Origin of the sequence: Pseudarthrobacter sp. R1, assembly GCF_024494415.1 — a bacterium.
Classification (GTDB): Bacteria; Actinomycetota; Actinomycetes; order Actinomycetales; family Micrococcaceae; genus Arthrobacter.
The window spans coordinates 1-23,963 of record NZ_JAMKFI010000007.1; the positions used below are offsets into that span (position 1 = coordinate 1).

A 23,963-nucleotide genomic window follows, 5' to 3' on the forward strand; every position below is an offset into this window, starting at 1 on the left:
GGACGGACGAACCTCTGGTGTGTCAGTTGTACTGCCAAGTGCACCGCTGATTAGCTACGTTCGGATGGGATAACCGCTGAAAGCATCTAAGCGGGAAGCTCGCTTCAAGATGAGATTTCCATACACCTCGTGTGTGAGAGGCCCCCAGCCAGACCACTGGGTTGATAGGCCGGATGTGGAAGCGAGGACTAACGACTCGTGAAGCTGACCGGTACTAATAGGCCGATAACTTACACCACACACCACCCCCGCAAACGGATTCAAAAGCGTTTGCACCCAAGGGGTTGGTACAAAGATAAACAAGAATGCTTGCGTCCACTATGTGGTTCCCAAACAACAAACCAAACCGGTACGTTGCTTGAGAACCAAACAACTGAATAACAACACCACAGCACCCGCAAGGGAGCACACAATTGTTGTAACCACACAAGATTTCCCACCCCCGGCAGCATCGCAGGGGTGCGGGGCAAGGGTTACGGCGGTCATAGCGTGGGGGAAACGCCCGGTCCCATTCCGAACCCGGAAGCTAAGACCCACAGCGCCGATGGTACTGCACCCTGGAGGGTGTGGGAGAGTAGGTCACCGCCGGACAACCATTAGGTCGAGGCCCCAACCACCAGGTTGGGGCCTCCCACATTTAACAAACAGTACCCCCGGGACCCTCTCTCACTTAACGCGGGTTTTTCCCGGTCCTTCTCTCACCCGACGCGGGTTTTCCCCGGTCCCTCTCTCACCTGACGCGGGTTTGTTCCCGGTCCTTCTCTCACCTGACGCGGGTTTTTCCCGGTCCTTCTCTCACCTGACGTGTTCCCGCAACCAACGGTCTCTCACCCGTCCATGCGCTCGAGGCTCCGGTCGGCAGCATCCCAAACCAGCCGCCGTCGAACGCCCCCTCACACCGAAGAGCAACACCTGGAACACCCCGCCAACTGAGCGAGCATCACCCCAAAACCGGCATCGAGTGAGAGAGCGTCACCGAAGGCCACATCAACTGAGAGAGCGTCACCCAAAGGGCCACATCAAGTGAGAGAGCGTCACCCAAAAACCCACATCGAGTGAGAGAGGGTCCTGGGGAGTGTGAATATTGCCACGATGCTGGTCCCTGGCCCTGCCCGGTCCTGCCATGTTGGGCAACTCCACTAGAATTGATGAAGATGTACGGACTTCGAAGCGCTTGATTTCGGGTTGCGTAGGAAAACGAAACACGGATACGAGCGGCTGCAGTTGCGCCAGTGGTCGGCTCACAACAGGAGGAATCCACATGGCTGAGCACAACGGCGGCAACCGCGGCGGAAATGACCGTGGCGGGTTCCGCGGTAACAACAATTCCGGTGGTGATCCCCGCGGATTCCGCTCCCGGGCCAACCGCGACAACGCAGGTTCCGATCGGTCAGCCGGCGGGGGAGAGCGTAAGCCGTTCGGTGACCGTGACAGGAAACCGTTCGGCGATCGTCCGCGCCGTGATGGTGAGGGGGACCGTCGCGGTTCAGGTGCCGGCGAGCGTAAGCCCTTCAGCGGTGGTGAGCGTAAGCCGTTCGGGGACCGGGATCGCAAGCCCTTTGGTGACCGCGACAAGAAGCCGTTTGGTGATCGCCCGCGGCGGGATGGTGAGGGGGACCGTCGTAGCTTCGGCGGTGGTGAGCGTAAGCCGTTCGGGGACCGCGACCGCAAGCCCTACGGTGACCGCGACAACCGGTCCTTCAACGACCGCCCGCGCCGCGACGGTGAAGGCGACCGCCCCCGCCGGGATGGCGAGGGGGACCGTCGTAGCTTTGGTGGCGGTGAGCGTAAGCCGTTCGGGGACCGCGACCGCAAGCCCTACGGTGACCGTGACAACCGTTCCTTCAGCGACCGTCCGCGCCGGGACGGCGAAGGTGACCGCCGCGGGTTTGCCGGCGGCGAGAACAGGAAGCCCTTCGGCGACCGGAGCGACCGCCCCAGCCGTGGGGGTGACCGCCAGGACCGGGGACCCCGCAATTTCGACCGCGACGCCGGTCCCCGCAGTTTCGACCGTGACTCCAGTCGTGCCGCCGGTCCCCGCAGTTTTGACCGTGATGCCAACCGCGACGCCGGTCCCCGCACCTTTGGGCGGGACCGCCAGGAAGATCGTCCGGCCCGCGTCCCGAATGTGCGTGACCTTCGCAGCGCCAACCGCCCGGACCGAGAACGGTCGCCTCAGATAGACGAGGATGTCACGGGTAAGGAGCTGGACCGAGCCACACAGCACCAGATCAAGACGCTTGAGGCTAACAGCGCCGAGTGGGTGGCGCGCCACCTGGTGATGGCCGGCCGCCTGATTGACGACGAGCCCGAACTGGCCTTCCAGCACGCCCTGGCCGCGAGCCGGCGCGGCGGCCGGCTGGCTGCTGTCCGGGAAGCGGTGGGGCTCACAGCCTATGCCGCCGGCCACTACGGCGAAGCGCTGAGGGAATTCCGGACGTACCGCCGGATCAGCGGCTCCAACGTGCACCTGCCGGTGATGGCAGACTGCGAGCGTGGGCTTGGCCGTCCCGACCGCGCACTCGATGTGGTCCGCTCCGAGGAAGCCCAGGACCTGGACGCGCCAGGCAAAGCTGAACTCGCCATCGTGGCCGCCGGGGCTCGCGCCGACCTCGGCCAGCTCGACGCCGCCGTGGCGGAACTGGAGATCCCGCAGCTGGACATCAACCGCGCGTTCTCCTACAGCCCGCGCCTCTTCCGCGCCTACGCCGACGCACTCGCCGCCGTGGGCCGCACAGCGGAGTCGGAGAAATGGCAAAAGCAGGCCGTCGTGGCGGAAAATGCACTGGGCCTGGGCGTTGACGAAGAACCGGACATCATCGACTTGGGCTGGGACGAGGAAGAGGAAGCCCGCGAAGAGAAAGAACGCCGCCGCCTCCTGGAGCGGGCATCCACCGCTTCGGGTGCTGCCGCTGAAGCTTCGCCCGCAACAGCAACTGACGCTGCCGGCAGGTCCACCGCAGCCGTCACGTCCACCGCCGCCAGCGAGGAGACGCCCGCTGGTTCCGGCGAAGCCGTCGAGGCCAGCATCGACGACCAGGAGCCGGATTACTTCGTATCCGACGACGCTGAGTCCGACGAGGACTCGGCGGAGTCCGACGAGGACTCCGTGGAGGCCAACGAACTGGACCACGACGAACTGGACCACAACGGAGAGGGCCTGCCGGACAGCGCAACTCCGGAGGACCACCAGGATCGCCGGGAAGACTAAAGCGGATGACTGAAGCCACCCTGATTTCCCTGTTCGATGCGCTGCTCGCGGACCTCGACGGCGTGGTCTATGCGGGCCCGCACGCCATTCCGGGTGCGGTGGAATCACTGCAGCAGCTGGAAGGCCTCGGAGTTGGCCTGGGCTACGTGACGAACAATGCGTCGCGCACTCCTGCCGACGTCGCAGCCCACCTCCGTGAGCTCGGCGCGCCGGCGGCTGACAACCAGGTAGTCAGCTCCTCCCAGGCCGCTGCGGAGCTGCTCGCCTCGGAGCTGCCCCCGGGTTCGAGGGTGCTGATCACCGGAAGCCCGGCGCTTGCGCAGGAGATCGAATTGGTGGGCCTGGTGCCCGTGTACGGCCAGGACGAGGATCCGGTGGCAGTGGTGCAGGGCTTCAACCCAGCCATTGGCTGGAAGGAACTCGCCGAGGCAGCTTACGTGGTGTCGGCCGGGGCCGTCTGGGTGGCCACCAACACGGACATGTCCATCCCGCAGGCCCGTGGCATCGCGCCGGGCAACGGCACCCTCGTTGCCGCGGTCACCGCAGCCACTGGCCAAACGCCCCGCGTCGCCGGCAAACCGGAAGCGCCGCTGTTCCACTCGGCCGCCAAGCGCCTCGCCGCAGAGCGCCCCCTCGTGGTCGGTGACCGGCTGGACACTGACATCCTGGGCGGCAACAACGCAGGCTTCGCAACGGTTGCCGTACTGACCGGCGTCGACACACGGGAATCCATCCTGGCTGCCAAGGCCGCCGAACGGCCCAATTACATCATCAAGGACCTGACGGAGCTGTACAGCCCCTACCCCGAGGTGAGGCACGACGACGGCACGTACTTGTGCGGCGAGGCGACGGCGCGGGTGGCCAATGGTGCGGTGGGCATCATTGGCAGCCAGGACAACCTGGACTCCTGGCGGGCAGCGTGCGCAGCCTGGTGGGCGGCCACTCCGGATGCGTCCACGGCGCAGGCGCCGCAGCTCGTGTGGCTGGATCACTAGACTGGTTGGATGACTGAGCTGAGCCCCCCTGACGAGTCCGCAGCAGCCCAGCCTTCCTTGGACTGGCCGCGGATAAACCACGACGAGGTGCCGGATCATCTGGTGCAACAGTCCCTGGCGCGTCTGGACGGTGTGCCCGGGACACCGGTTGCAGAGCACGAAGCGGCCTACAGTGAACTCCACGACGAACTGCGCGCTGCCCTGGACGCCGACCCGGCGGAGCAAACCCGCCCCCGCATCAACCTCCCGGAGAGTGGCGCCTGATGCCCGTGCGCCTTGACCAGGCGTTGGTTGCGCGCGGCCTTGCCAGGTCCCGCACCCATGCCGCCACGCTCATCGCTGAAGGAAAAGTAAGTTCCGCCGGGCAGGTCCTGAGCAAGGCATCCGTCCAGGTCCCGGAGGACAGGGACCTGGTGGTCCAGCATGATGAGCAGGACACCTACGTGAGCCGGGCGGGCCACAAACTGGCCGGCGCCCTTGACGCCTTTCCCGACGTTTCGCCGGGCGGGAAAAGGTGCCTCGACGCCGGCGCCTCCACCGGCGGCTTCACTGATGTCCTGCTCCGGCGCGGCGCGGCGCATGTCGTGGCGGTCGACGTCGGGCACGGCCAGCTGGTGCCCCAGCTGCGGGAAGATCCCCGGGTGGAAGTCCATGAGGGGCTCAACGTCCGGTACATGTCGCCCGAGGACATCGGCGGCCCCGTAGCGCTCACGGTGGCTGACCTGTCCTTCATCTCCCTGACCCTGGTGGTCCGGCCCCTGGCCCTGTGCACGGAGCCGGGCGGTGACCTGGTGCTGATGGTGAAGCCACAATTCGAAATCGGCAAGGACCGGCTGGGACGGACCGGTGTGGTGAATTCCGAGCGGGAGCGTCGGATGGCAGTGGAAAAAGTGGCTCGGGCAGCCTTCGAGGCCGGCCTGGACCTCCTCGGCCTCGCGCAGAGCCCGCTTCCCGGCCAGGACGGAAACGTCGAATACTTCCTGTGGATAAAGCGCAGGATCAGCGAAGAGTTGCCTAAGATCGAAGAGCGAGACGCAGCCACCGCTGCGCTGCTCGGAACGATCTGGCACAACCACTAGAGAGCGGAACCTGATGAGCAGGCGCGTATTGGTCCTCGCCCACACCGGCCGCGAGGAATCACTGAAGGCCGCCTGGGAGGCCTGCGCGTTGCTGCACGCCTCCGGCATCGTCCCGGTGATGCAGGACTCCGAGCTGGACGACATGGAACGGTTCTTCGGGCACCTGTCCCAGCCCGTGGAGGTGCTGCACGACCACGTCCAGCTCCCCGACGTTGAACTGGTGATGGTTTTGGGCGGCGACGGCACCATCCTCCGCGCGGCCGAGCTGGTCCGCGAAGTGGACGTGCCGCTGCTGGGCGTGAACCTGGGCCATGTGGGCTTCCTGGCCGAGAGCGAGCGGGCGGACCTGGCCCAGACCGTTGAATGGATTGCCAGCCGGGACTACACGGTGGAAGAGCGCATGACCATCGATGTCCAGGTGTGGGTCCGGGGACAGAAGATCTGGCACACGTGGGCCCTGAACGAGGCTGCAATCGAAAAGGCCAACCGGGAGCGAATGCTGGAAGTGGTCACCGAGGTGGACGAGCGTCCGCTCACGACTTTCGGCTGCGACGGCATTGTGCTGGCGACCCCCACGGGTTCCACGGCCTACGCGTTCTCTGCCGGGGGCCCGGTGGTGTGGCCGGAGGTGGAGGCCCTGGTGATTGTTCCCATCAGTGCGCATGCGCTGTTCGCCAAGCCGCTGGTGGTATCGCCGCGCTCACGCCTCGCCGTTGAAGTCCTGGGCCGGACAGATGCCCAGGGCGTGTTGTGGTGTGATGGCCGGCGTTCGGTGGACCTGCCGCCGGGTGCCCGGGTGGAGGTCACGAAGTCAGCTACCCCCGTGCGCCTGGCACGGACCCATCAGACCCCGTTCTCGGCCCGGCTGGTGCGGAAGTTCGAACTGCCCATCCACGGCTGGCGGGGGCCGGTCCCCAAGGCTGACGCCATCCACACCGGCCCCATCCCCATCGTCCGGACACCGCGGCCGATGCCGCCGCTTCAGCTGCCGCACACCGGGCAGCCGGACGTCGATCCCGATCCCTCAACCGCAAAGTGAACCATGCTTGAAGAACTGAGAATCCGCGATCTGGGCGTCATCACCGACGCAACACTGCCGCTGGGCCCCGGGCTGAGCGTGGTGACCGGCGAGACCGGCGCGGGCAAAACCATGGTGGTCACCGCCGTCGGCCTCCTCCTGGGAGCCCGTTCGGATGCCGGTGCCGTCCGGAGCGGCGCCAAGAGCGCAACCGCCGAGGCCGTACTGAAGCTCGACGCCGGACACCCCGCCATCGCGCGCGCACTGGAGGCAGGCGCCGAGGCGGAAGAGTTCGACGGCGGCGCTGAGCTTATCCTCGCCCGCCGGCTGGGCGCGGATGGCCGCAGCCGTGCTTTCCTGGGCGGGCGGGCCGCCCCCGTCGGCGTCCTCGCCGAGATCGGCGAAACGCTTGTGGTGGTCCATGGCCAGTCGGACCAGATCCGGCTCAAGGGTGCCGTAGCCCAGCGCGGCGCGCTGGACAAGTTCGCCGGGGAAACGCTGGCCGGGCCCCTCGCCAACTACCAGGGCCTGTATAACCACTGGAAATCAAGCCAGTCGGAGCTTGATGCACTCCGCAGTGCCGCCCGGGACCGGCTCCGCGAAGCCGAATCCCTCGAGGCAGCACTGGCCGAGATCGACGACGTGGACCCGCAGCCCGGCGAGGATGAACTCCTCAAGGCAGAGGCAGTAAAGCTGGCCAATGTCGAGGAACTGCGGATCGCGGCGAGCACGGCCCACCAGGCCCTGATCGCCGAGGACTTCGGCGAAGCGGGTGACGCCACCACCCTTGTGGACGCTGCGAAGCGGACCCTCGAGCACGTGGCCGAGCACGACGCCGAACTCGGTTCCGCAGCAGCGCGCCTGGCCGAGGTGGGCTTCCTGCTGAACGACATCGCCACCGAACTGGCGAGCTACCAGGCCGGGCTGGACAGCGAAGGACCGGAACGCCTGGCGGAGATCGAGGACCGGCGCGCCGTCCTGGCCAAGCTGATCCGAAAATATGCCCCGTCCATTGACGAAGTCCTCCAGTGGGCTGAAAACGCCCGGGTGCGCTTTGACGAGCTCCAGGACGATTCAACCCGCATCGAAACACTGGACGCGGAAGTGGTAAGGGCCGAGGCTGACCTGCAGAAGCAGGCCGCTGCCATCACCAGGATCAGGACCAAAGCCGCCAAGGAGCTCTCCTCCCGGGTCAGCGCCGAACTGAAGGCCCTGGCCATGGCAGACGCCACGCTGGTGATCACTCTCGAGCCGACCGGCCAGCTTGGACCGCACGGCGCGGACGAAATCAGTTTCCTGCTGCAGCCGCACTCAGGGGCTCCGGCCCGGCCGCTAGGCAAGGGGGCGTCGGGTGGCGAACTCTCCAGGGTCATGCTGGCCATCGAAGTGGTGCTGGCCGCCGTCGACCCCGTTCCCACGTTCGTCTTTGACGAGGTGGACGCCGGAGTGGGCGGACGCGCCGCCGTTGAAATTGGGCGAAGGCTCGCCATGCTGGCGCGGCACGTCCAGGTGCTTGTGGTCACGCACCTTCCGCAGGTGGCAGCCTTCGCGGACCAGCACATCACGGTCACCAAAACCTCGGTCCGGGGAGCCGACGGCAAAACGGCAACCGGGTTCACATCAAGTGATGTCCGCCTCCTTGACGGCCCCGAGCGGGTCCGCGAACTGGCCCGGATGCTTGCCGGCCAGGAGGACTCGGAGTCGGCGCAGGCGCACGCCCAGGAGTTGCTGGACGACGCCAAACTGCTGCCACAGCGGGCGTAAGCGCGCCCCTCGCGGGGATCGTCCAACGGAGCGGCCCTTGCCTACGGGACGACCGGACGCGCAGACTGGATCATTTGCGGAAGCAGTTCCCGACCCGTGGAAGGCTCATTTGATGATAGGCTCGAATTCCGTGGTGCAGCGATCAAATTCCCGTGTAAATTCCCGGTTCCCGGGCTCGTCCAAGACGACCAAACACATCTTCGTAACCGGTGGTGTGGCGTCCTCGCTCGGTAAGGGACTGACGGCCTCAAGCCTCGGTCATCTCCTGCGGGCACGCGGCCTGTCTGTAACTATGCAGAAGCTCGATCCCTACCTGAACGTGGATCCGGGCACGATGAACCCCTTCCAGCACGGCGAAGTCTTTGTCACCGACGACGGTGCTGAGACGGACCTGGACATCGGACACTACGAGCGCTTCCTCGACGAAAACCTTGAGGGCTCGGCCAACGTCACCACGGGACAGGTGTACTCCACCGTTATCGCCAAGGAACGCCGCGGCGAGTACCTCGGCGACACCGTGCAGGTCATCCCGCACATCACCGATGAGATCAAGCGCCGGATGCGGCTGCCCGCCGAAGGCAAGAACGCTCCGGACGTCATCATCACCGAAATCGGCGGCACCGTGGGCGACATCGAGTCCCAGCCGTTCCTCGAATCGGCCCGCCAGGTCCGCCAGGACATCGGCCGCACCAACGTCTTCTTCCTGCACGTCTCGCTGGTCCCGTACATCGGACCGTCCCAGGAACTGAAGACCAAGCCCACGCAGCACTCCGTCGCAGCCCTGCGCTCCATCGGCATCCAGCCCGAAGCGATCGTCATCCGCTCTGACCGCGAAGTGCCGGACGCCATGCGCGAGAAGATCGGCCGGATGTGCGACGTCGACATTGACGCCGTCGTGAACGCCGCTGATGCGCCCAGCATCTACGACATCCCCAAGACCCTGCATTCCCAGGGCCTGGACTCCTACATCGTGCGCGCCCTGGACCTTCCGTTCAAGGACGTGGACTGGACCAGCTGGGACAAGCTGCTGGAGGCCGTCCACAACCCCAAGCACCATGTTGAAATCGCCCTCGTCGGCAAGTACATCGACCTTCCGGACGCCTACCTGTCCGTCACCGAGGCCCTGCGCGCCGGCGGCTTCGCCAACGACACCAAGGTCAAGATCCGCTGGGTCCCCTCCGACGAGTGCGAAACCCGGGAAGGCGCCATCAAGGCACTGGACGGCGTCAACGCCATTTGCGTCCCCGGCGGCTTCGGCATCCGCGGCCTGGAGGGCAAGCTCGGTGCGCTGAAATTCGCCCGCGAGACCAAGCTGCCCGTCCTGGGACTTTGCCTGGGCCTGCAGTGCATGGTCATCGAGTACGCCCGCAACGTGGTGGGACTGGAAGGTGCGTCCTCCAGCGAGTTCGAGCCGGATTCGAAGTACCCCGTCATCGCCACCATGGAAGAGCAGCTCGACATCGTCGAAGGCCGCGGCGACCTTGGCGGCACCATGCGCCTTGGCCTGTACGAGGCCAAGCTCGACGCCGGTTCGGTCATCGCCGGTACGTACGGCAAGACCACCGTCAGCGAACGCCACCGCCACCGCTACGAGGTGAACAACAAGTACCGCGACCAGATCGCGGCCGAAGGGCTGGTCTTCTCCGGCACGTCCCCTGACGGCAAGCTCGTGGAGTTCGTTGAGCTTCCCGCCGACGTTCACCCGTACTACGTGGCCACCCAGGCGCACCCTGAGCTGAGCTCGCGCCCCACCCGGCCGCACCCGCTGTTCGCCGGGCTCGTGAAAGCAGCCCTGGACCACCAGGAAGGCGCCGACACGGCCGCAGGCCTGGGTGCTGTTGCCCCCGAAGCCGAGCAGTCCGGTACGGTAGCCGCTAAGTAGTTCCGCACGACACAAAGGACGGCGCGATGCCCGGTACACCTGAAGCCACCCACGTAGTAAAGGTTTCGGATGCACCGAGCCCGCGCCGTCTTTTGTCTACCGAGAAGGTCTACGAAGGCCGGATCTGGGACGTGGTCAGCGACAGCTTCCAACTGCAGGAAACGGGCGAGGCCCTCACCCGGGACTACATTGAACACCCGGGTGCCGTGGCCGTCCTGCCCATGAACGACGACGGCGAGATCCTCCTTCTCAAGCAGTACCGGCACCCCGTGGGCATGGACCTCTGGGAGATTCCCGCCGGACTGCTCGATATCGAAGGCGAGGACTTCGTGGCGGGCGCTGCCCGCGAACTCGCCGAGGAAGCGGACATTGCGGCCAGCACCTGGAACGTCCTGGCCGACTTCTTCAACTCGCCCGGTTCCTCCAGCGAGGCCATCAGGATCTACCTGGCCCGGGACCTCACCGACGTCCCGCACCATGAACGCCATGAGCGGACGGACGAGGAAGCCGAGATCGAGTTCCACTGGATCAAGCTGGACGACGCCGTGGAGTCGGTGCTGGCAGGGAGGCTCCACAACCCGTCCGCCGTCGTCGGGATCCTTGCCGCCGCAGCCGCCCGCGCTGGGGGATATACAAATCTCCGCCCCGCAGACGCGCCCTGGCCCGCGCACCCCAGCCAGCGCTGATGGTCCCTGGTCCCTCTGCTGAGCTGGCACCCGCTGGGCTGCACCCCGCTGAGGCCGCTCCCGCTGGACCGGCCGCGCCGGGACCGGTTCGTGACGCCCCGCCGCCGGCTTCACCGCCGCCGGCTTCCCCGCCACCAGCCATCGAGCGCGCCATCACCGATTACCTTCAGCACATGGGCGTGGAACGCGGCGTGGCCGCCAATACGCTCGCCGCTTACCGCAGGGACCTGGCCCGCTACTCCCGCTACCTGGCAGCCGCCGGGTGCAGCCGCCCCCAGGACATCACCCGCCACCACGTGACCGGTTACGTCCGGGCGCTGACGGACGGTTCCGACGGCGGTTCGGCCCTTGGTGTGCGGTCCGCGGCGCGGACTGTGGTCGCCGTCAGGGGGCTGCACAAGTTCTGGGCCCTGGAAGGGTTCACGCCAACCGACCCCGCCAGCGACGTCCATCCGCCCATGCCCGGAAAGCGGCTGCCGAAGGCCATCAGCGTGGACGAAGTAACCAGGATCCTGGAGGCGGCGGGGACCGACACGGCAACGGGGCTGCGCGACCGCGCCCTCCTGGAGTTCCTGTACTCCACCGGTGCGCGGATCAGTGAGGCCGTGGGCCTGGACGTGGACGATATTTCCCTGCAGGAGGCGGAAACCGGGCCAGCCATCGTCCGGCTCTTCGGCAAGGGCTCCAAGGAACGGCTGGTGCCGCTGGGGTCCTACGGCGCCCGCGCCCTCGACGCCTACCTGGTCCGGGGACGCCCGCTGCTCGCGGCCAAGGGAAAGGGCACGCCGGCGTTGTTCCTGAATGCCCGCGGCGGCCGGATCAGCCGCCAGAGTGCCTGGACCATCCTGAAGGCCGCAGCCGACAAGGCCAACATCACCAAGGACGTCTCACCGCACACCCTGCGTCACTCCTTCGCCACCCACCTGCTCGAAGGCGGCGCCGACGTCCGCGTAGTCCAGGAGCTGCTGGGCCATGCGTCGGTGACCACCACCCAGGTCTATACCCTGGTCACAGCGGACACCTTGCGTGAGATCTACGCGGCCGCACACCCCCGGGCCCTCGGCTGAGCTTGCCCCAAGCACAGTCCCGGGCGGCACAGATGTACTGCCCGGGGACACCTAGAGCAGCGCCTCGATAGTCAGTTCCACCGGCGCCAGCAGGAAAGCCAGCGCCGACGTGCCCATCCCCGCGAGCAACATCAGTCCCGGATGTGCCAGGCCGATCACCACCCGGCGCAGGCGCGCCCGGCCGCGGAGGAACGATTTCGGCACCCTTGAGAATGCAGGAACCTGCCGCCAGCCGCGCAGCCTCCGCAGGAACCAGGCGCACCTGGCGACAAAGGCCAGCCACAGGACGGCCACCACAACCGGGAACAGGGCCGCCATCAGGTTGAAACCCAGGGCTGTCACCTCACGCTCGGAGTCACCCGCCACCGCCTGGATGGTGGTGGAGATGGACGCGCTCAGCACCACCGACATGGCCCACACTATGAAGGCCGCAACGAGTGCCAGGAAACGCACGAAGAACAGGCCCAAAACCGATTCCCGGGCGGCCTTCACTTGCTGCCGGGGAGTCACGTGCAGCACGGCCAGTGTGCTGAGCAATGTGGGCAGGGCGGCCGCGGCCACCAGCAGATACCATGTCCAGCCTGCCAGGTCCACGAATTCATCCACAACAATCAGCACCGTCCAGAAACAGGCCCAGGCCCAGCCCCAGTACAAAGGGTTGCGCACCAGCCACTCCGGCAGGCGGGCGTCGAGGGTCGAGATACGGGCCGGCCGTATCCCGGGTGCAGTTTCGGGAGCCACACGTAGAGCTTGGCATATTCAGCCCCCGATGGCGCTTCCTCGCCGGCAACCCGCCCACCCCATAGGCTTGAACGCATGACTGCAGCAAGGGTGACTCTCTGCTTCCTGCTCCGTGACGGGGATTCCGGCCCGGAGGTGCTGCTGGGCCTCAAACGGACAGGTTTCGGCACTGGAAAGATCGTGGGCATCGGCGGACACGTCGAACCGGGGGAGAGCGAGGCCGAAGCCGTAGTCCGCGAAGTCAGGGAAGAAACCGGCGTGACGGTCCGCCAGGAAGACCTCGCGGACGCCGGCGTCGTGCAGTTTGTGTTCCCGGCCAAACCGGCGTGGGACATGCACACCCGCCTCTTCACCGCCCGGCGATGGGTGGGGGAGCCGGAAGAAAGCGACGAGATCATGCCCCAGTGGTTCCAGACCGGCATCCTGCCGGTGGACCGTATGTGGCAGGACGCCGATCACTGGCTTCCAGTGGTGCTCGAAGGCGGCAGGGTCAATGTGGTGGTCACGCTGAACAGCGACAACGAAACTGTCGCGTCGTCCGTGAGCCTCCTGCCCTAGCCGTTAAGGACCGACGGCGGGATGTCCACCTGCGTGGCCGTCCCGCCGTCGTACGCTTTGCCCTTCAGCCTACGGAACGTGCCGTTCCTCGGGACCGACGTATTCGCTCAACGGGCGGATCAGGGAGTTTGAATCCAACTGCTCCATGATGTGCGCCGTCCACCCGGTGATGCGGCTGGCCACGAACAGGGGAGTGAACGTGGCGGTATCGAACCCCATCAGGTGGTAGGTGGGGCCGGCAGGATAGTCGAGGTTGGGCTTGATGGCCTTGGCTTCGTCCATGGCCTTCTCCAGGCCCTGGTAGAGGCCCAGCAATTCGGGCCGGCCGTAGTGGGCCACCATCTTGTCCAGGGCAGCCTTCATGGTGGGCACGCGCGAGTCGCCGTGCTTGTACACGCGGTGCCCGAAGCCCATCACCTTCTTTTTCTGGGCCAGGGCGTTCTCCATCCACGTCTTGGCACGGGCAGCCGCTTCCTCCAGGGACTCCTGCGGGCGGATGCCGATTTCGTCGAAGGTGTGCATCACGGCCTCGTTGGCACCGCCGTGCAGCGGTCCCTTCAAAGCGCCGATGGCCCCCGTGACGGCCGAGTGCAGGTCCGCCAGCGTCGACGTGATCACCCTGGCCGTAAAGGTGGAGGCGTTGAAGGAGTGCTCGGCGTAGAGGATCATCGAGACGTTGAACGCCTCCACCACCTCCGGCACCTGCTCCTCCCCGAAGGTCATCCACAGGAAGTTGGCCGAATAGCCCAGGTCGTCGCGCGGCTCAATGACATCCTGCCCGTGGCGGCGGCGCTGGTCGTAGGCCACGACGCCCGGCATGGCCGAGAACAAGTCGATGGCTTTGGCCATGTTGGCCTCGCGGGAGGAGTCTTCCGCCAGCGGGTGCCGGGCGCCCATCACCGAGGCAGCGGTCCGGCAAACATCCATGGGATGGGAGCTCTCCGGCAGGGCATCGATCACCTGCTTGACCACCGGATCCAGGGCCCGGCCGGCGCGCTCCCGTGCAGTAAACTCCACCAGCTCCTGTTCCGTGGGAAGTTCACCGTTCCAGAGCAGGTAGGCCACCTCCTCGAAGCTGCACCTCGCGGCGAGCTCCTGGACCGGGTAGCCCCGGTACAGCAGGGAATTGGTATCCGGGTTGACCTTCGAGACGGACGTGTAATCCACCACGACGCCGGCAAGACCTTTTTTGATGTCCTCTTCAGCCATGCTGAAACTCCTTCGTTCCTGTCGCCTGTTGTGCCGGCCGGAGCCGGCGCGGTTTTCCCTACTCCCCGGGGACCCGGAAATTGAACACTCCGCTGTCGAAGCGGTTGTAGCCTTCGTAGTCAACAAGATCGTATAAGCGTGCGCGGGTGAGCATGCTGCCCACCTGCGCCTCCTGCGTGCCCTCAGCCTTGATCGCTTCCAGCGTACGCTCGGCAGCACCCATGGCACTACGGAGGAGGGTGACGGGATAGATCACCATATTCACCCCGACGCCCTGGAGCTGGTCCACGGTGAACAGTTCGCTCTTGCCGAACTCTGTCATGTTGGCCAGGATCGGGACGTCGACGGCGTCGCGGATGGCCTGGAACTCAGCCAGGTCCTTCATGGCCTCCGGGAAGATGGCGTCCGCTCCTGCTTCCACGAGCGCCCGGGCCCGGTCCTGCGCAGCTTGGAGTCCGTCGGTGGCGCGGATGTCGGTGCGGGCCATGATGAGGAAGTTCGGGTCGCGGCGGGCGTCGGCAGCGGCACGGATGCGCTTGGTTGCCGTCTCCAAATCCACCACGTTCTTGCCGTCGAGGTGGCCGCAGCGCTTGGGGTTGAACTGGTCCTCGATGTGCAGCCCTGCCAGTCCGGCGTTCTCAAGTTCTTGGACAGTGCGGGCCACGTTCATTGGTTCGCCGAAGCCGGTGTCGGCGTCCACGATCGCGGGCAGGTCTGTCATGCGGGCGATCTGCCCGGCCCGGGTGACCACCTCAGTAAGGGTGGTCAGCCCGATGTCCGGCAAACCAAGATCGTTGGCCAGGACCGCACCGGAAATGTAGACCCCGGCGAAGCCCTTCTCCTCGATCAGCCGGGCCGAGAGCGGGTTGAAGGCGCCGGGAAACTGCTGGACGGTCCCGGATGCCAAAAGCTCCCGGAACCGGAGGCGCTTCTGCTCCGGCGTGACCTTGGAATACAGCATCAGAAAAGTCCCTTCGGTGCGGCAGCGAGGTCGATCACGCCCGGGGCTGCCGTGATGTTCAGCTGGTCCAGCTCGCCTGCCGCGAGTTCCGGCAGGCGTTCGACGGCGGCGAGGAACCGTTCGATTTCGGCTTCCTCCACGAGGCCGGCGGCCAGGGTGCGGAACTTGTTGATGTACTCCTCGCGGCCGAAGGGGCGGGCACCCAGGGGGTGGGCGTCGGCAACGGCGATTTCATCACGGACCACAGTGCCGTCGGCCAGGGTGATCTCTACGGAGCCGCCGAAGGCCTTTTCTGCGATGTCCAGGGAGTGGTAGCGGCGGGTCCACTCGGGGTCTTCCTCGGTGGTGACCTTCTGCCACAGGTCCACGGTGTCCGGCCGGGCGGCCCGTTCGGGGGAGTAGGAGTCCACGTGGTGCCAGGCGCCGTCCTGCAGGGCCACGGTGAAGATGTACGGGATGGAGTGGTCCAGGGTTTCCCGGGAGGCGGTGGGGCTGTATTTTTGGGGATCGTTCGCTCCGGAGCCGATGACGTAGTGGGTGTGGTGGCTGGTCCTGATCAGCACGGATTTCACATTCGCCGGGTCGGTGGCCTCCGGGTGCTCACGATTCAGCTTCCGGGCCAGGTCGATCCAGGCCTGCGCCTGGTATTCGGCGGAGTGTTCCTTGGTGTAGGTGTCCAGGATGGCACGCTTGGCTTCGCCGGCTTCGGGCAGGGGCACCAGATAGGAGGCGTCGGGACCGTCCAGCAGCCAGGCGATCACCCCGTCCTCGCCTTCGTAGATCGGCACGGGGGAGGTCTGGCCGCGCATCGCCCGGTCTGCCGCCTCAACGGCCATCTTCCCCGCAAAGGCCGGCGCGTGCGCCTTCCAGGTGGAGATCTCGCCCTTACGGGACTGGCGAGTCGCCGTCGTCGTGTGCAGGGCCTGCCCCACGGACTGGAAGATGGTCTCGACGTCCAGTCCCAGCAGGGTGCCGATGCCGGCAGCTGCGGACGGGCCAAGGTGGGCGACGTGGTCGATCTTGTGCTTATGCAGGCAGATCGCCTTCACCAGGTTCACCTGGATCTCATATCCCGTGGCGATGGCCCGCACCAGGTCCCGGCCGTTTGAGCCAACGTGCTGGCCCACAGCGAGGATCGGCGGAATGTTGTCGCCAGGGTGGGAGTAGTCAGCAGCAAGGAAGGTGTCGTGGTAATCCAGTTCGCGCACCGCCACGCCGTTGGCCCACGCGGCCCATTCCGGTGAGACGCGCTCGCCGATACCGAAGACCTTGGCGCCCTTTCCACCGGAACTGGGACCATGGGTGAGGGCCTGCGCCCGGGCTGCCACGATCGGTGCCCTGTTGAGCGAAGCCACGGCCACTGAAGCATTGTCGATCACCCTGTTGATGACCATGTCGGTGACCTCGGCAGGCACCTCCACGGGGTCGGCGGCCACCCTGGCGATTTTGTGCGCAAGCTGGTCCTCGCGGGGCAGGTTTTCTTCGCTCTTGTAGACGCGGACGTGGTGTTCCTTGACCATGGTGCTCCTTCAGCGGGATGGATGGGTGGCTTTGATGTGGGACAGGCTGCGGTGCAGGTGGAGGGTGGTCGCTGCCTGCGCCAGGCGGGGATTGCCGATGGCAATGGCCTCGGCGATGGCTGCATGTTCGGCTGCTGCGGCTGTGAGCCGTGCTGCGTCGTCTGCGGCGAGGCGGCGGATACGGACCAGGTGCACCCGGAGGCTGCGCATGGCCTGGGCCAGGTAGGAGTTGGAAATTGCGGCATCAACGGCGGAGTCCAGCCGGTCCACCAGCAGGTAATAGTCCTGCAGTGCGGGTGCCGGCCCGGTAATGAGTAATGGCGCTGCCCGGAATTCCGCTTCAAGCGTGCGGAACGTTTCCGGAGCGCCCCGCTCGGCAGCCAGGGCGGCGGCCTTTCCTTCCAGCGTCTCGCGGAGCTCGAACAGTTCGTCGATATCCGCCAGAGAGATGCCGGTGACGACGACGCCGCGGCCGCCTGCCGCCGTCGTCAGTCCTTCCGCCGTGAGCCGGCCCAGCGCCTCCCGGAGGGGCGTGCGGGAGACCCCCAGCCGTTCTGCCTGTTCCACCTCGGCAAGCAGGGCTCCGGGCTGGAGCCGCCACTGGACGATGTCATCGCGGAGTGCGGCATAGGCCCGGTCGCTGGCTCGCACTGGCTGTCCCTTCGTTGGCATTGAGCCCAGTGTATACACAGGTGGGTTCTTGTGGCGGAGTTCGGGGCGAATTCCTTTAGTTAAACTATCCCTTGTATACAGTGGCTCGTCCCGCGAAGATTCTGCCTGGTCAGCGGCCGCCCCAGCGGTATTCGTTTTCCGGCCGCCCGGGTGTGCCATAACGGGCGGTCCTGGAGACTGTTCCGGCGTCGGCCAGATACTCGAGGTAACGGCGCGCCGTGACCCGCGACATCCCCAGTGCATCCATGACCTCAGTGGCGGACACGGCGCCCTTTTGCAGCTTCATGAATTCCTGGACGGACGCCAGCGTGGAAACTGAAAGGCCCTTGGGTAGGGGCAGTTCGGATGGTGCGCGGAGGCTGGCGAACGCCTGGTCCACGTCGGTTTGGGAGGCCCCAGCCTTCCCGGACCCGGCCTGCGGGCCCGCCAATTGCTGCCGGAACTGCTGATAACTTGCCAGCTTGTCCGCGAAGGTGGCATAGGTGAACGGCTTGATTAGGTACTGGACAACGCCAATGGCAACTGCGCTGCGCACAATGGCCAGCTCACGGACGGCTGTGATGGCGATGATGTCCGCCAGTATTCCCGCAGCCCTCATCCGGCGCGCAATGTCCAGGCCGTGAAGGTCGGGCAGGTTCATGTCCAGCAGGACAAGTTCCACAGGGTTCCCCGCAGCAGCAAACTCGTTAAGGAGCCGCAGGGCGGACTGGCCGTCCGGTGCGGTGCCGGCGAGCTCGAAGCCCGGCAGCCGTCCCACGTATGCTGCATGCGCGGCGGCCGCGATGGTCTCGTCCTCGACGACGAGGACCCGGATGTTGCTCACTGTTCGTGCTCCTTCTGTGCCGGCACCGCTGCGGGGAGGAACACTTCGAACTTGGCGCCGCGCCGTCCGTTGATGGTCAGGGTACCTCCCAGGCGCTGTACCGCCTGCCGCACCAGGGCGAGCCCGATGCCCCGGCCGCCGGGGCCCGCCGGCTTTGTACTGTATCCGTGGCGGAAGATGTTCGCCGCAGCGGATGGATCAAGCGGCGCTCCGGAGTCGTGGACAGAGATGTCGAGGCCTTCCTCATCGGACTCCACCGTCAGTTCCACCCGTCGTGGAGCGGGACCCTCCGCCGCGGCATCGATCGCGTTGTCCAGCAGGTTCCCCAGGATAGTGACCAGGTCCTGCACGGCTATGCCTGCCGCCGTACCTGGTCCCAGGGTGGCGACATCCAACTGAACGCCCCGCTCATGGGCTTCGGCCACCTTGCCCATCACCAGCGCGCCCAGTACCGGCTCGTCCACTGAGCTCACCATGTCATCCGTTAGCTGCTGGCTGAGTTCCAGGTCCTTGGTGGCAAAGTCCAAGGCCTCTTGGGTGCGCCCAAGCTCCAGTAGTGAAACCATTGTATGGAGCCGGTTTGCATGCTCGTGGGTCTGCGCCCGCAGCGCGTCGGAGAGGGTCCGCATGGTTGCCAGTTCGTTTCCCAGCGCCTCGATCTCTGTCCGGTCCCGCAGCGTGGCCACCGTGCCGTACACAGGGGTCCTGCCACGGCTGCCGGCGGTCTCCGGCCCCTTGGCAGGCCCCTGGTTCACCACCAGGACCCGCGATCCGGCCAGGACGATCTCGTCCTTGGCCGTGCGGCCGGACTCGAACAGGCCGCGGAGTTCATCATCGAGGGGAAGGTCGGCCAGCGATGGCGGTCGGATGGGATCCCTGGTGCCGGCTTCATCAAGGCCCAGCAGTTCGGCGGCCTGGTCGTTGTACATAACAACACTGCCTTTGGTGTCGATAAGGATCAGGCCCTCACGCACCGAGTGCAGCACGGACTCGTAGTAGGCAAACAACTGCGCCAGTTGCTCCGGCCCCCAGCCCCGCGTGACACGGCGCAGATACCGGCCCAACAGCCAGGATGCCACGGAGCCGCCCACCAGGAGGGCAAGGCCGATGGCCAACAGGGCTGGCAGGCGGGCGGCGAAGGCAACATCCACGGTTCCCACTGTGACCCCGGCGGCCACCAATGCCCTGACCGCACCGCCGGCATCCTTGACCGGAACGATGGTCCTTACGGACGGCCCAAGGGTGCCCGCGGTGACCTCGGTGAGGGTTCCGCCCTTGAGCGCTGCGTCAACGGAGCCGATGTAGGGGCGCCCTATTTCCTCGTCACGCGGATGGGTCCAGCGGGTACGGTCCGGGGCCATGATGGTGATGAAGTCGACGTCGGCCGCGGCCAAAACGTCGCGCGTATAGGGCTGCAGGAGGGCCGTGGGGTCCGGAGCCGCAGCCGCTTCCAGAACCAGTGGATTTGCCGCCACCGAGGCCGCGATTCCTGCCATCCGCCGGCCAGCCTCGTCATAGGTACGGTCCCGGGCGTCCACGTACGTGGCCGACCCAACGATGGCGATGAATACCACCACAATCAGCAGGTTCGCCACGAAGAGCCGTCGGGCGATACTCCAACGGTGGATCATCCGTACCTCCCGGCATCTTCCGCACAAATATGTGCTCCACGACCAATATGAACGCAACGGTGAGCTGGGTCACCACCTGCCCAATGATGGATATCACACCGGAGGACGCGTTCAGCCCAGAGATTGTGCCGCAGCGTCTATCAGATTATCCAAAGGAGACACATCATGGCTTCTCAACGAGGAGAGTCGCTTGACACCGTGAAGACGCGGCGCAAGGGCATCGACAAATCGCACTACCTCTACATCGCAGTTATCGCCGCCGTTATCCTCGGCGCGTTGGTGGGACTGATGTTCCCTGAGGTGGGCAAGTCCATGAAGCCGCTCGGCGACGGCTTCATCAAACTCATCAAGATGATGATCGCTCCGGTCATCTTCTGCACCATCGTCCTGGGCATCGGCTCGATCGCGAAGGCTGCCACCGTAGGCAAGGTAGGCGGCCTGGCGCTGGGTTACTTCGTCCTCATGTCGACATTCGCGCTCGCCATCGGCCTGGTGGTCGGCAACTTGATCCACCCGGGCGAGGGCCTGAAGCTTGCCCCCTACGACCCCAACAAGAAGGCGGAAGTAGACAGCACCGTTGCCTTCCTCCTTGGCATCATTCCAGGAGATATTCCCGTTCTCCCCACCCTCTTTGCTGCAATCCTCGTAGGGTTTGCCCTCCAGAAGATGGGCCCGCAGGGCGCTCCCATCCTCAAGGCCATCGGCCACGGCCAGGTCCTCGTATTCCGCATCCTGATCATGATCATGTGGCTTGCCCCCGTTGGCGCCTTCGGTGCCATCGCCGCCGTCGTGGGAGCTACCGGCGTCCAGGCCATTGTCAGCATGTTCACCCTGATGGCTGCCTTCTACATCACTTGCGCACTGTTCATCGTGGTCATCCTGGGCGGCCTGCTCAAGGTGGTTACGGGCGTCAACATCTTCAAGCTGATGAAGTACCTGGGCCGCGAGTACCTGCTCATCTTCTCCACGTCATCCTCCGAAGCTGCCCTGCCCCGCTTGATCGCCAAGATGGAACACCTCGGTGTCTCCAAGCCCGTTGTGGGCGTCACGGTACCCACCGGCTACTCCTTCAACCTTGACGGAACGGCCATCTACCTGACCATGGCCTCCCTGTTCGTTGCCAACGCGATGGGCACGCCGCTGGACCTGGGCGCACAGGTCTCCCTGCTCATCTTCATGATCATTGCTTCAAAGGGTGCAGCCGGTGTCACCGGTGCCGGCCTTGCCACGCTCGCTGCCGGCCTGCAGGCCCACAAGCCCGAGCTGCTGGGCGGCGTGGGCATGATCGTAGGCATCGACCGGTTCATGTCCGAGGCCCGCGCCCTGACCAACTTCACCGGCAACGCCGTGGCAACCGTCCTGATCGGCACGTGGGTCAAGGAGATCGACGGTGGCCAGGTCAACCAAGTGCTCTCCGGTGAACTGCCCTTCGACGAGCAGACCATGATTGCCGGCCACGCGGAGCCTGCAGTTACTGAAACCGAAGCACGGCCGGTGCCTGCGAACGCCTAGGCCGCAGCACCCCGGAGCCACCGCCACTGCCCCCGCAGCCTTATGCTGCGGGGGCAGTTGCGTGCAGGGAAAAAGGCAACCTTCGACCTCAGCTAGAGGGTCAAGGCTCAACATCCGGGGAAAGTCAAGTTGCCTGGAATACCGTGTCGGGCGCTGTAACCTTGGGGAGAAGAAGGAGCGTTGCTGGCCAGCCAGCGGCAGGAAATCACCGTCATCGAAAGTGTGGATAGATACGTGAGCAGCGAACAGGGTTCGGCAACTCTGGAGGGCACGCAATTCGACCTGGAAGACGCGGTGATGGGACCCACGGGGCGCCCATACCGCGAGTTCCCGGAACCTGCGCCCCTGGCCTCCCACGGTCCGGCCCGCGTCATCGCCATGGTGAACCAGAAGGGTGGGGTCGGAAAGACCACGTCCACCATCAACCTTGCTGCAGCGCTGGCTGAGTACGGCCGGCGCGTGCTTTTGGTCGACTTCGATCCCCAGGGCGCCCTGTCGGCCGGGCTGGGCGTGAATCCGCATGAACTCGACCTCACCGTGTACAACGTGCTGATGGACCGCAAGGTGGACATCCGCGATGCCATCCACCAGACCGGCGTCGAAAACGTGGACCTCCTGCCCGCAAACATCGACCTCTCCGCGGCTGAAGTCCAGTTGGTCAACGAGGTGGCCCGCGAGCAGGTCCTGGACCGCGCCCTCAAGAAAGTCGAAGACGATTACGACGTCGTCCTCATCGACTGCCAGCCATCCCTTGGCCTCCTGACCGTTAATGCCCTCACGGCGGCGCACGGTGTCATCATCCCGCTGATCTGCGAGTTCTTTGCCCTCCGTGCCGTGGCACTGCTCGTGGAGACCATCGACAAGGTCCAGGACAGGCTCAACCCCCGCCTGCAGGTGGACGGCGTGCTGGCCACCATGTACGACGCCCGCACACTGCACAGCCGCGAAGTCATTACCCGGCTGGTGGAGGCCTTCGGCGACAAGGTCTTCGAGACCGTCATCAAGCGCTCCATCAAGTTCGCCGACGCCACCGTTGCCGCGGAGCCGATCACCAGCTACGCCGGCAATCACGTAGGCGCCGACGCCTACCGCCGGCTCGCCAAGGAACTGATCTCGCGCGGCGGCGCACCCTAGCTACCCGGTGGCCGAATCCAAGCCCGGCTTTGAGGTGCGGCTGGCCAACTTCACGGGTCCCTTCGACCTCCTGCTCGGACTGATCGCCAAGCACCAGCTGGACATCACCGAGGTAGCCATCGCCACGGTGACCGACGAATTCATTAAGTACATCCGGAACCTGCAGAAGCTGGGCGAGGAGTGGGCCTTGGATGAGGCCAGCGAATTCCTGGTGATTGCCGCAACGCTGCTGGACCTCAAGGCTGCCCGGCTCCTTCCTGCGGGGGAAGTTGAAAACGATGAAGACATCGCGTTGCTCGAAGCCAGGGACCTGCTTTTCGCGCGGCTGCTCCAGTACAAGGCCTTCAAGCACGTGGCGGGACTGCTCGGCGAATCCCTCCACCACGAGGCCCTGCGGTTCCCCCGGCAGGTCGCCCTGGAGGAACACTTCGCGGCCATGCTTCCCGAGCTGGTCTGGAAACACAGTCCGGAACAGTTCGCCCGCCTGGCCGAAGCCGCGCTGCAGCCCAAGGTTCCGAAGCAAACAGAAGTAGGACTGGCACACCTGCACGGCGGCAATGTCAGCGTGAAGGAGCAGGCAGAAGCAATGGGCCTGCGGCTTCAGGTTGAATCACCGCTGACCTTCCGGGCCTTGATTGCCGATGCAGAGTCCACCCTGGTAGTGGTTGCACGGTTCCTTGCCCTCCTGGAGTTGTTCCGGGACAAGGCGGTTTCCTTCGACCAGTTGTCGCCGCTGGGGGACCTGGCCGTGCATTGGAATGCCGGGAACGGGGAATGGTCGGCGGAAAACCTGAGCGAAGAATTTGAGGAGCAGCTGTGACCGGGCAGGCAACAGAAGGTACCAGCGAAGGGGAGCCGGAGGTCGCAAACCTTCCGGGTGGGGCCAAAGCCGCCCTTGAAGCGGTGCTGATGGTGATAGACCAACCTGCCACGGAGGAGGAACTGGCCGCCGGACTCGAACTTCCCGTTGACGCGGTCGGTGCCCTGCTTGCAGAACTTCAGCGGGATTATAGCGGCTATACTGTTAAAGCCCCGGATATGGATCAAGCCAGTGGAACTGGTTTTGGCTCCAGCCCCCGGGGTTTTGAATTGCGGAAGGTCGCCGGCGGCTGGCGGATCTACTCCCGTACTGAATTCGCCCACATCGTGGGCAAATATGTGCTGGAGGGCCAAACAGCCAGGCTTACCCAGGCCGCCCTGGAAACGCTCGCGGTCATTGCATACCGCCAGCCGGTCTCCAGGGCCAGGGTTTCCGCAATCAGGGGAGTCAATGTTGACTCCGTCGTACGGACGCTTGCCCAGCGCGGACTCATCGAGGACTCGGGAACGGATCCGGAGTCCGGCGCGGTCCTCTACCGGACCACCTCATATTTCCTGGAACGGATGGGAATCAGTTCGGTGGCTGAGCTGCCGCAGCTGTCTCCGCACCTCCCGGGGCTGGACGGGATTGCGGAGTTCTACGACGCCGAAGGAATGTAGCCGGGGCGCCGCCCTGGCGGC

At 65.5% G+C, this 23,963-nt stretch carries 21 protein-coding genes and 2 rRNA genes; 16 read left to right on the plus strand and 7 right to left on the minus strand.

Going from position 1 to position 23,963, the window contains the following annotated elements:
- From M8J71_RS07865 to xerD, 11 genes are all read left to right on the plus strand, one after another.
- Positions 1 to 239: ribosomal RNA gene (locus M8J71_RS07865) — 23S ribosomal RNA — on the plus strand; the annotation flags it as partial.
- A gap of 235 nt (positions 240 to 474) precedes the next feature.
- A 5S ribosomal RNA gene (gene rrf / locus M8J71_RS07870) occupies positions 475 to 591 on the plus strand.
- A gap of 670 nt (positions 592 to 1,261) precedes the next feature.
- Positions 1,262 to 3,211, plus strand: coding sequence for a hypothetical protein (locus M8J71_RS07875; RefSeq protein WP_256247391.1), 1,950 nt, complete (start codon positions 1,262 to 1,264; stop codon positions 3,209 to 3,211).
- A 5-nt stretch (positions 3,212 to 3,216) separates the two neighbouring features.
- On the plus strand, positions 3,217 to 4,206 hold the full coding sequence (locus M8J71_RS07880; protein WP_256247392.1) for an HAD-IIA family hydrolase: 990 nt from the start codon (positions 3,217 to 3,219) through the stop codon (positions 4,204 to 4,206).
- Positions 4,207 to 4,215: 9 nt separating this feature from the next.
- Entirely contained in the window at positions 4,216 to 4,470 is a 255-nt protein-coding gene (locus M8J71_RS07885) for a hypothetical protein (protein ID WP_256247393.1), read from the plus strand.
- A complete protein-coding gene (locus tag M8J71_RS07890; protein WP_256247394.1) occupies positions 4,470 to 5,285 on the plus strand; it encodes a TlyA family RNA methyltransferase in 816 nt (271 codons plus the stop codon). Before M8J71_RS07885 ends, M8J71_RS07890 begins: the two co-directional genes overlap by 1 nt.
- A 13-nt stretch (positions 5,286 to 5,298) precedes the next feature.
- On the plus strand, positions 5,299 to 6,324 hold the full coding sequence (locus M8J71_RS07895) for an NAD kinase (RefSeq protein WP_163162955.1): 1,026 nt from the start codon (positions 5,299 to 5,301) through the stop codon (positions 6,322 to 6,324).
- Positions 6,325 to 6,327: 3 nt separating this feature from the next.
- Complete coding sequence (recN, locus tag M8J71_RS07900) at positions 6,328 to 8,067, plus strand: DNA repair protein RecN (RefSeq protein ID WP_256247395.1); 1,740 nt, start codon at positions 6,328 to 6,330, stop codon at positions 8,065 to 8,067.
- 112 nt (positions 8,068 to 8,179) lie between these two features.
- Positions 8,180 to 9,949 (plus strand): CTP synthase, encoded by a 1,770-nt coding sequence (locus tag M8J71_RS07905; RefSeq protein ID WP_256247396.1) that lies wholly within the window; start codon positions 8,180 to 8,182, stop codon positions 9,947 to 9,949.
- A 26-nt stretch (positions 9,950 to 9,975) separates the two neighbouring features.
- Positions 9,976 to 10,635: an NUDIX domain-containing protein gene (locus M8J71_RS07910; RefSeq protein WP_256247397.1), complete on the plus strand. Its 660-nt coding sequence runs from the start codon at positions 9,976 to 9,978 to the stop codon at positions 10,633 to 10,635.
- Positions 10,635 to 11,702 carry a site-specific tyrosine recombinase XerD gene (gene xerD / locus M8J71_RS07915; protein ID WP_256247398.1) on the plus strand — a complete coding sequence of 356 codons (1,068 nt, stop codon included), beginning with the start codon at positions 10,635 to 10,637 and terminating at the stop codon, positions 11,700 to 11,702. Before M8J71_RS07910 ends, xerD begins: the two co-directional genes overlap by 1 nt.
- Before the next feature lie 51 nt (positions 11,703 to 11,753).
- Here the strand turns inward: xerD and M8J71_RS07920 are convergent, their stop codons facing one another.
- Positions 11,754 to 12,443, minus strand: a complete 690-nt coding sequence (locus tag M8J71_RS07920) for a hypothetical protein (protein ID WP_256247399.1) — start codon at positions 12,441 to 12,443, stop codon at positions 11,754 to 11,756.
- Between the two features lie 75 nt (positions 12,444 to 12,518).
- Here M8J71_RS07920 and M8J71_RS07925 point away from each other — a divergent pair, with 75 nt between their 5' ends.
- The gene (locus M8J71_RS07925; RefSeq protein WP_256247400.1) at positions 12,519 to 13,001 is read left to right on the plus strand and encodes an 8-oxo-dGTP diphosphatase; all 483 of its coding nucleotides are present in this window, start codon (positions 12,519 to 12,521) and stop codon (positions 12,999 to 13,001) included.
- Between the two features lie 69 nt (positions 13,002 to 13,070).
- Here the strand turns inward: M8J71_RS07925 and M8J71_RS07930 are convergent, their stop codons facing one another.
- The 6 genes from M8J71_RS07930 to M8J71_RS07955 all read right to left on the minus strand — a co-directional run bounded on the left by M8J71_RS07930 (position 13,071) and on the right by M8J71_RS07955 (position 19,817).
- Positions 13,071 to 14,210: a bifunctional 2-methylcitrate synthase/citrate synthase gene (locus tag M8J71_RS07930; protein ID WP_163162965.1), complete on the minus strand. Its 1,140-nt coding sequence runs from the start codon at positions 14,208 to 14,210 to the stop codon at positions 13,071 to 13,073.
- Between the two features lie 58 nt (positions 14,211 to 14,268).
- A complete protein-coding gene (gene prpB / locus M8J71_RS07935) occupies positions 14,269 to 15,171 on the minus strand; it encodes a methylisocitrate lyase (protein ID WP_256247401.1) in 903 nt (300 codons plus the stop codon).
- Positions 15,171 to 16,691, minus strand: coding sequence for an MmgE/PrpD family protein (locus M8J71_RS07940; RefSeq protein WP_256247402.1), 1,521 nt, complete (start codon positions 16,689 to 16,691; stop codon positions 15,171 to 15,173). The genes prpB and M8J71_RS07940 overlap by 1 nt, the downstream gene beginning before the upstream one ends.
- A gap of 9 nt (positions 16,692 to 16,700) precedes the next feature.
- The gene (locus M8J71_RS07945; protein ID WP_256247859.1) at positions 16,701 to 17,342 is read right to left on the minus strand and encodes a GntR family transcriptional regulator; all 642 of its coding nucleotides are present in this window, start codon (positions 17,340 to 17,342) and stop codon (positions 16,701 to 16,703) included.
- Positions 17,343 to 17,472: 130 nt separating this feature from the next.
- Entirely contained in the window at positions 17,473 to 18,186 is a 714-nt protein-coding gene (locus M8J71_RS07950; protein ID WP_256247403.1) for a response regulator, read from the minus strand.
- On the minus strand, positions 18,183 to 19,817 hold the full coding sequence (locus M8J71_RS07955; protein ID WP_256247404.1) for a sensor histidine kinase: 1,635 nt from the start codon (positions 19,815 to 19,817) through the stop codon (positions 18,183 to 18,185). The genes M8J71_RS07950 and M8J71_RS07955 overlap by 4 nt, the downstream gene beginning before the upstream one ends.
- A gap of 165 nt (positions 19,818 to 19,982) precedes the next feature.
- Here M8J71_RS07955 and M8J71_RS07960 point away from each other — a divergent pair, with 165 nt between their 5' ends.
- The 4 genes from M8J71_RS07960 (at position 19,983) to scpB (ending at position 23,942) form a co-directional block, all read left to right on the plus strand.
- Positions 19,983 to 21,329 (plus strand): cation:dicarboxylate symporter family transporter, encoded by a 1,347-nt coding sequence (locus tag M8J71_RS07960; RefSeq protein WP_256247405.1) that lies wholly within the window; start codon positions 19,983 to 19,985, stop codon positions 21,327 to 21,329.
- A gap of 234 nt (positions 21,330 to 21,563) precedes the next feature.
- Positions 21,564 to 22,463, plus strand: coding sequence for a ParA family protein (locus M8J71_RS07965; RefSeq protein WP_104045332.1), 900 nt, complete (start codon positions 21,564 to 21,566; stop codon positions 22,461 to 22,463).
- A 7-nt stretch (positions 22,464 to 22,470) separates the two neighbouring features.
- Positions 22,471 to 23,283: a segregation and condensation protein A gene (locus M8J71_RS07970; RefSeq protein ID WP_256247406.1), complete on the plus strand. Its 813-nt coding sequence runs from the start codon at positions 22,471 to 22,473 to the stop codon at positions 23,281 to 23,283.
- A complete protein-coding gene (gene scpB / locus M8J71_RS07975) occupies positions 23,280 to 23,942 on the plus strand; it encodes an SMC-Scp complex subunit ScpB (protein ID WP_256247407.1) in 663 nt (220 codons plus the stop codon). The genes M8J71_RS07970 and scpB overlap by 4 nt, the downstream gene beginning before the upstream one ends.
- Positions 23,943 to 23,963: the final 21 nt, after the last annotated feature.

Bases quoted from the DNA above. Each gene is read 5' to 3' on its own strand.
- M8J71_RS07955 (WP_256247404.1), bottom strand. From the start codon at position 19,817: ATGATCCACCGTTGGAGTATCGCCCGACGGCTCTTCGTGGCGAACCTG.
- M8J71_RS07905 (WP_256247396.1), top strand. From the start codon at position 8,180: ATGATAGGCTCGAATTCCGTGGTGCAGCGATCAAATTCCCGTGTAAAT.
- prpB (WP_256247401.1), bottom strand. From the start codon at position 15,171: ATGCTGTATTCCAAGGTCACGCCGGAGCAGAAGCGCCTCCGGTTCCGG.
- M8J71_RS07895 (WP_163162955.1), top strand. From the start codon at position 5,299: ATGAGCAGGCGCGTATTGGTCCTCGCCCACACCGGCCGCGAGGAATCA.
- M8J71_RS07960 (WP_256247405.1), top strand. From the start codon at position 19,983: ATGGCTTCTCAACGAGGAGAGTCGCTTGACACCGTGAAGACGCGGCGC.
- recN (WP_256247395.1), top strand. From the start codon at position 6,328: ATGCTTGAAGAACTGAGAATCCGCGATCTGGGCGTCATCACCGACGCA.
- M8J71_RS07875 (WP_256247391.1), top strand. From the start codon at position 1,262: ATGGCTGAGCACAACGGCGGCAACCGCGGCGGAAATGACCGTGGCGGG.
- M8J71_RS07940 (WP_256247402.1), bottom strand. From the start codon at position 16,691: ATGGTCAAGGAACACCACGTCCGCGTCTACAAGAGCGAAGAAAACCTG.
- M8J71_RS07880 (WP_256247392.1), top strand. From the start codon at position 3,217: ATGACTGAAGCCACCCTGATTTCCCTGTTCGATGCGCTGCTCGCGGAC.
- M8J71_RS07910 (WP_256247397.1), top strand. From the start codon at position 9,976: ATGCCCGGTACACCTGAAGCCACCCACGTAGTAAAGGTTTCGGATGCA.
- M8J71_RS07925 (WP_256247400.1), top strand. From the start codon at position 12,519: ATGACTGCAGCAAGGGTGACTCTCTGCTTCCTGCTCCGTGACGGGGAT.
- M8J71_RS07890 (WP_256247394.1), top strand. From the start codon at position 4,470: ATGCCCGTGCGCCTTGACCAGGCGTTGGTTGCGCGCGGCCTTGCCAGG.
- M8J71_RS07885 (WP_256247393.1), top strand. From the start codon at position 4,216: ATGACTGAGCTGAGCCCCCCTGACGAGTCCGCAGCAGCCCAGCCTTCC.
- xerD (WP_256247398.1), top strand. From the start codon at position 10,635: ATGGTCCCTGGTCCCTCTGCTGAGCTGGCACCCGCTGGGCTGCACCCC.
- M8J71_RS07930 (WP_163162965.1), bottom strand. From the start codon at position 14,210: ATGGCTGAAGAGGACATCAAAAAAGGTCTTGCCGGCGTCGTGGTGGAT.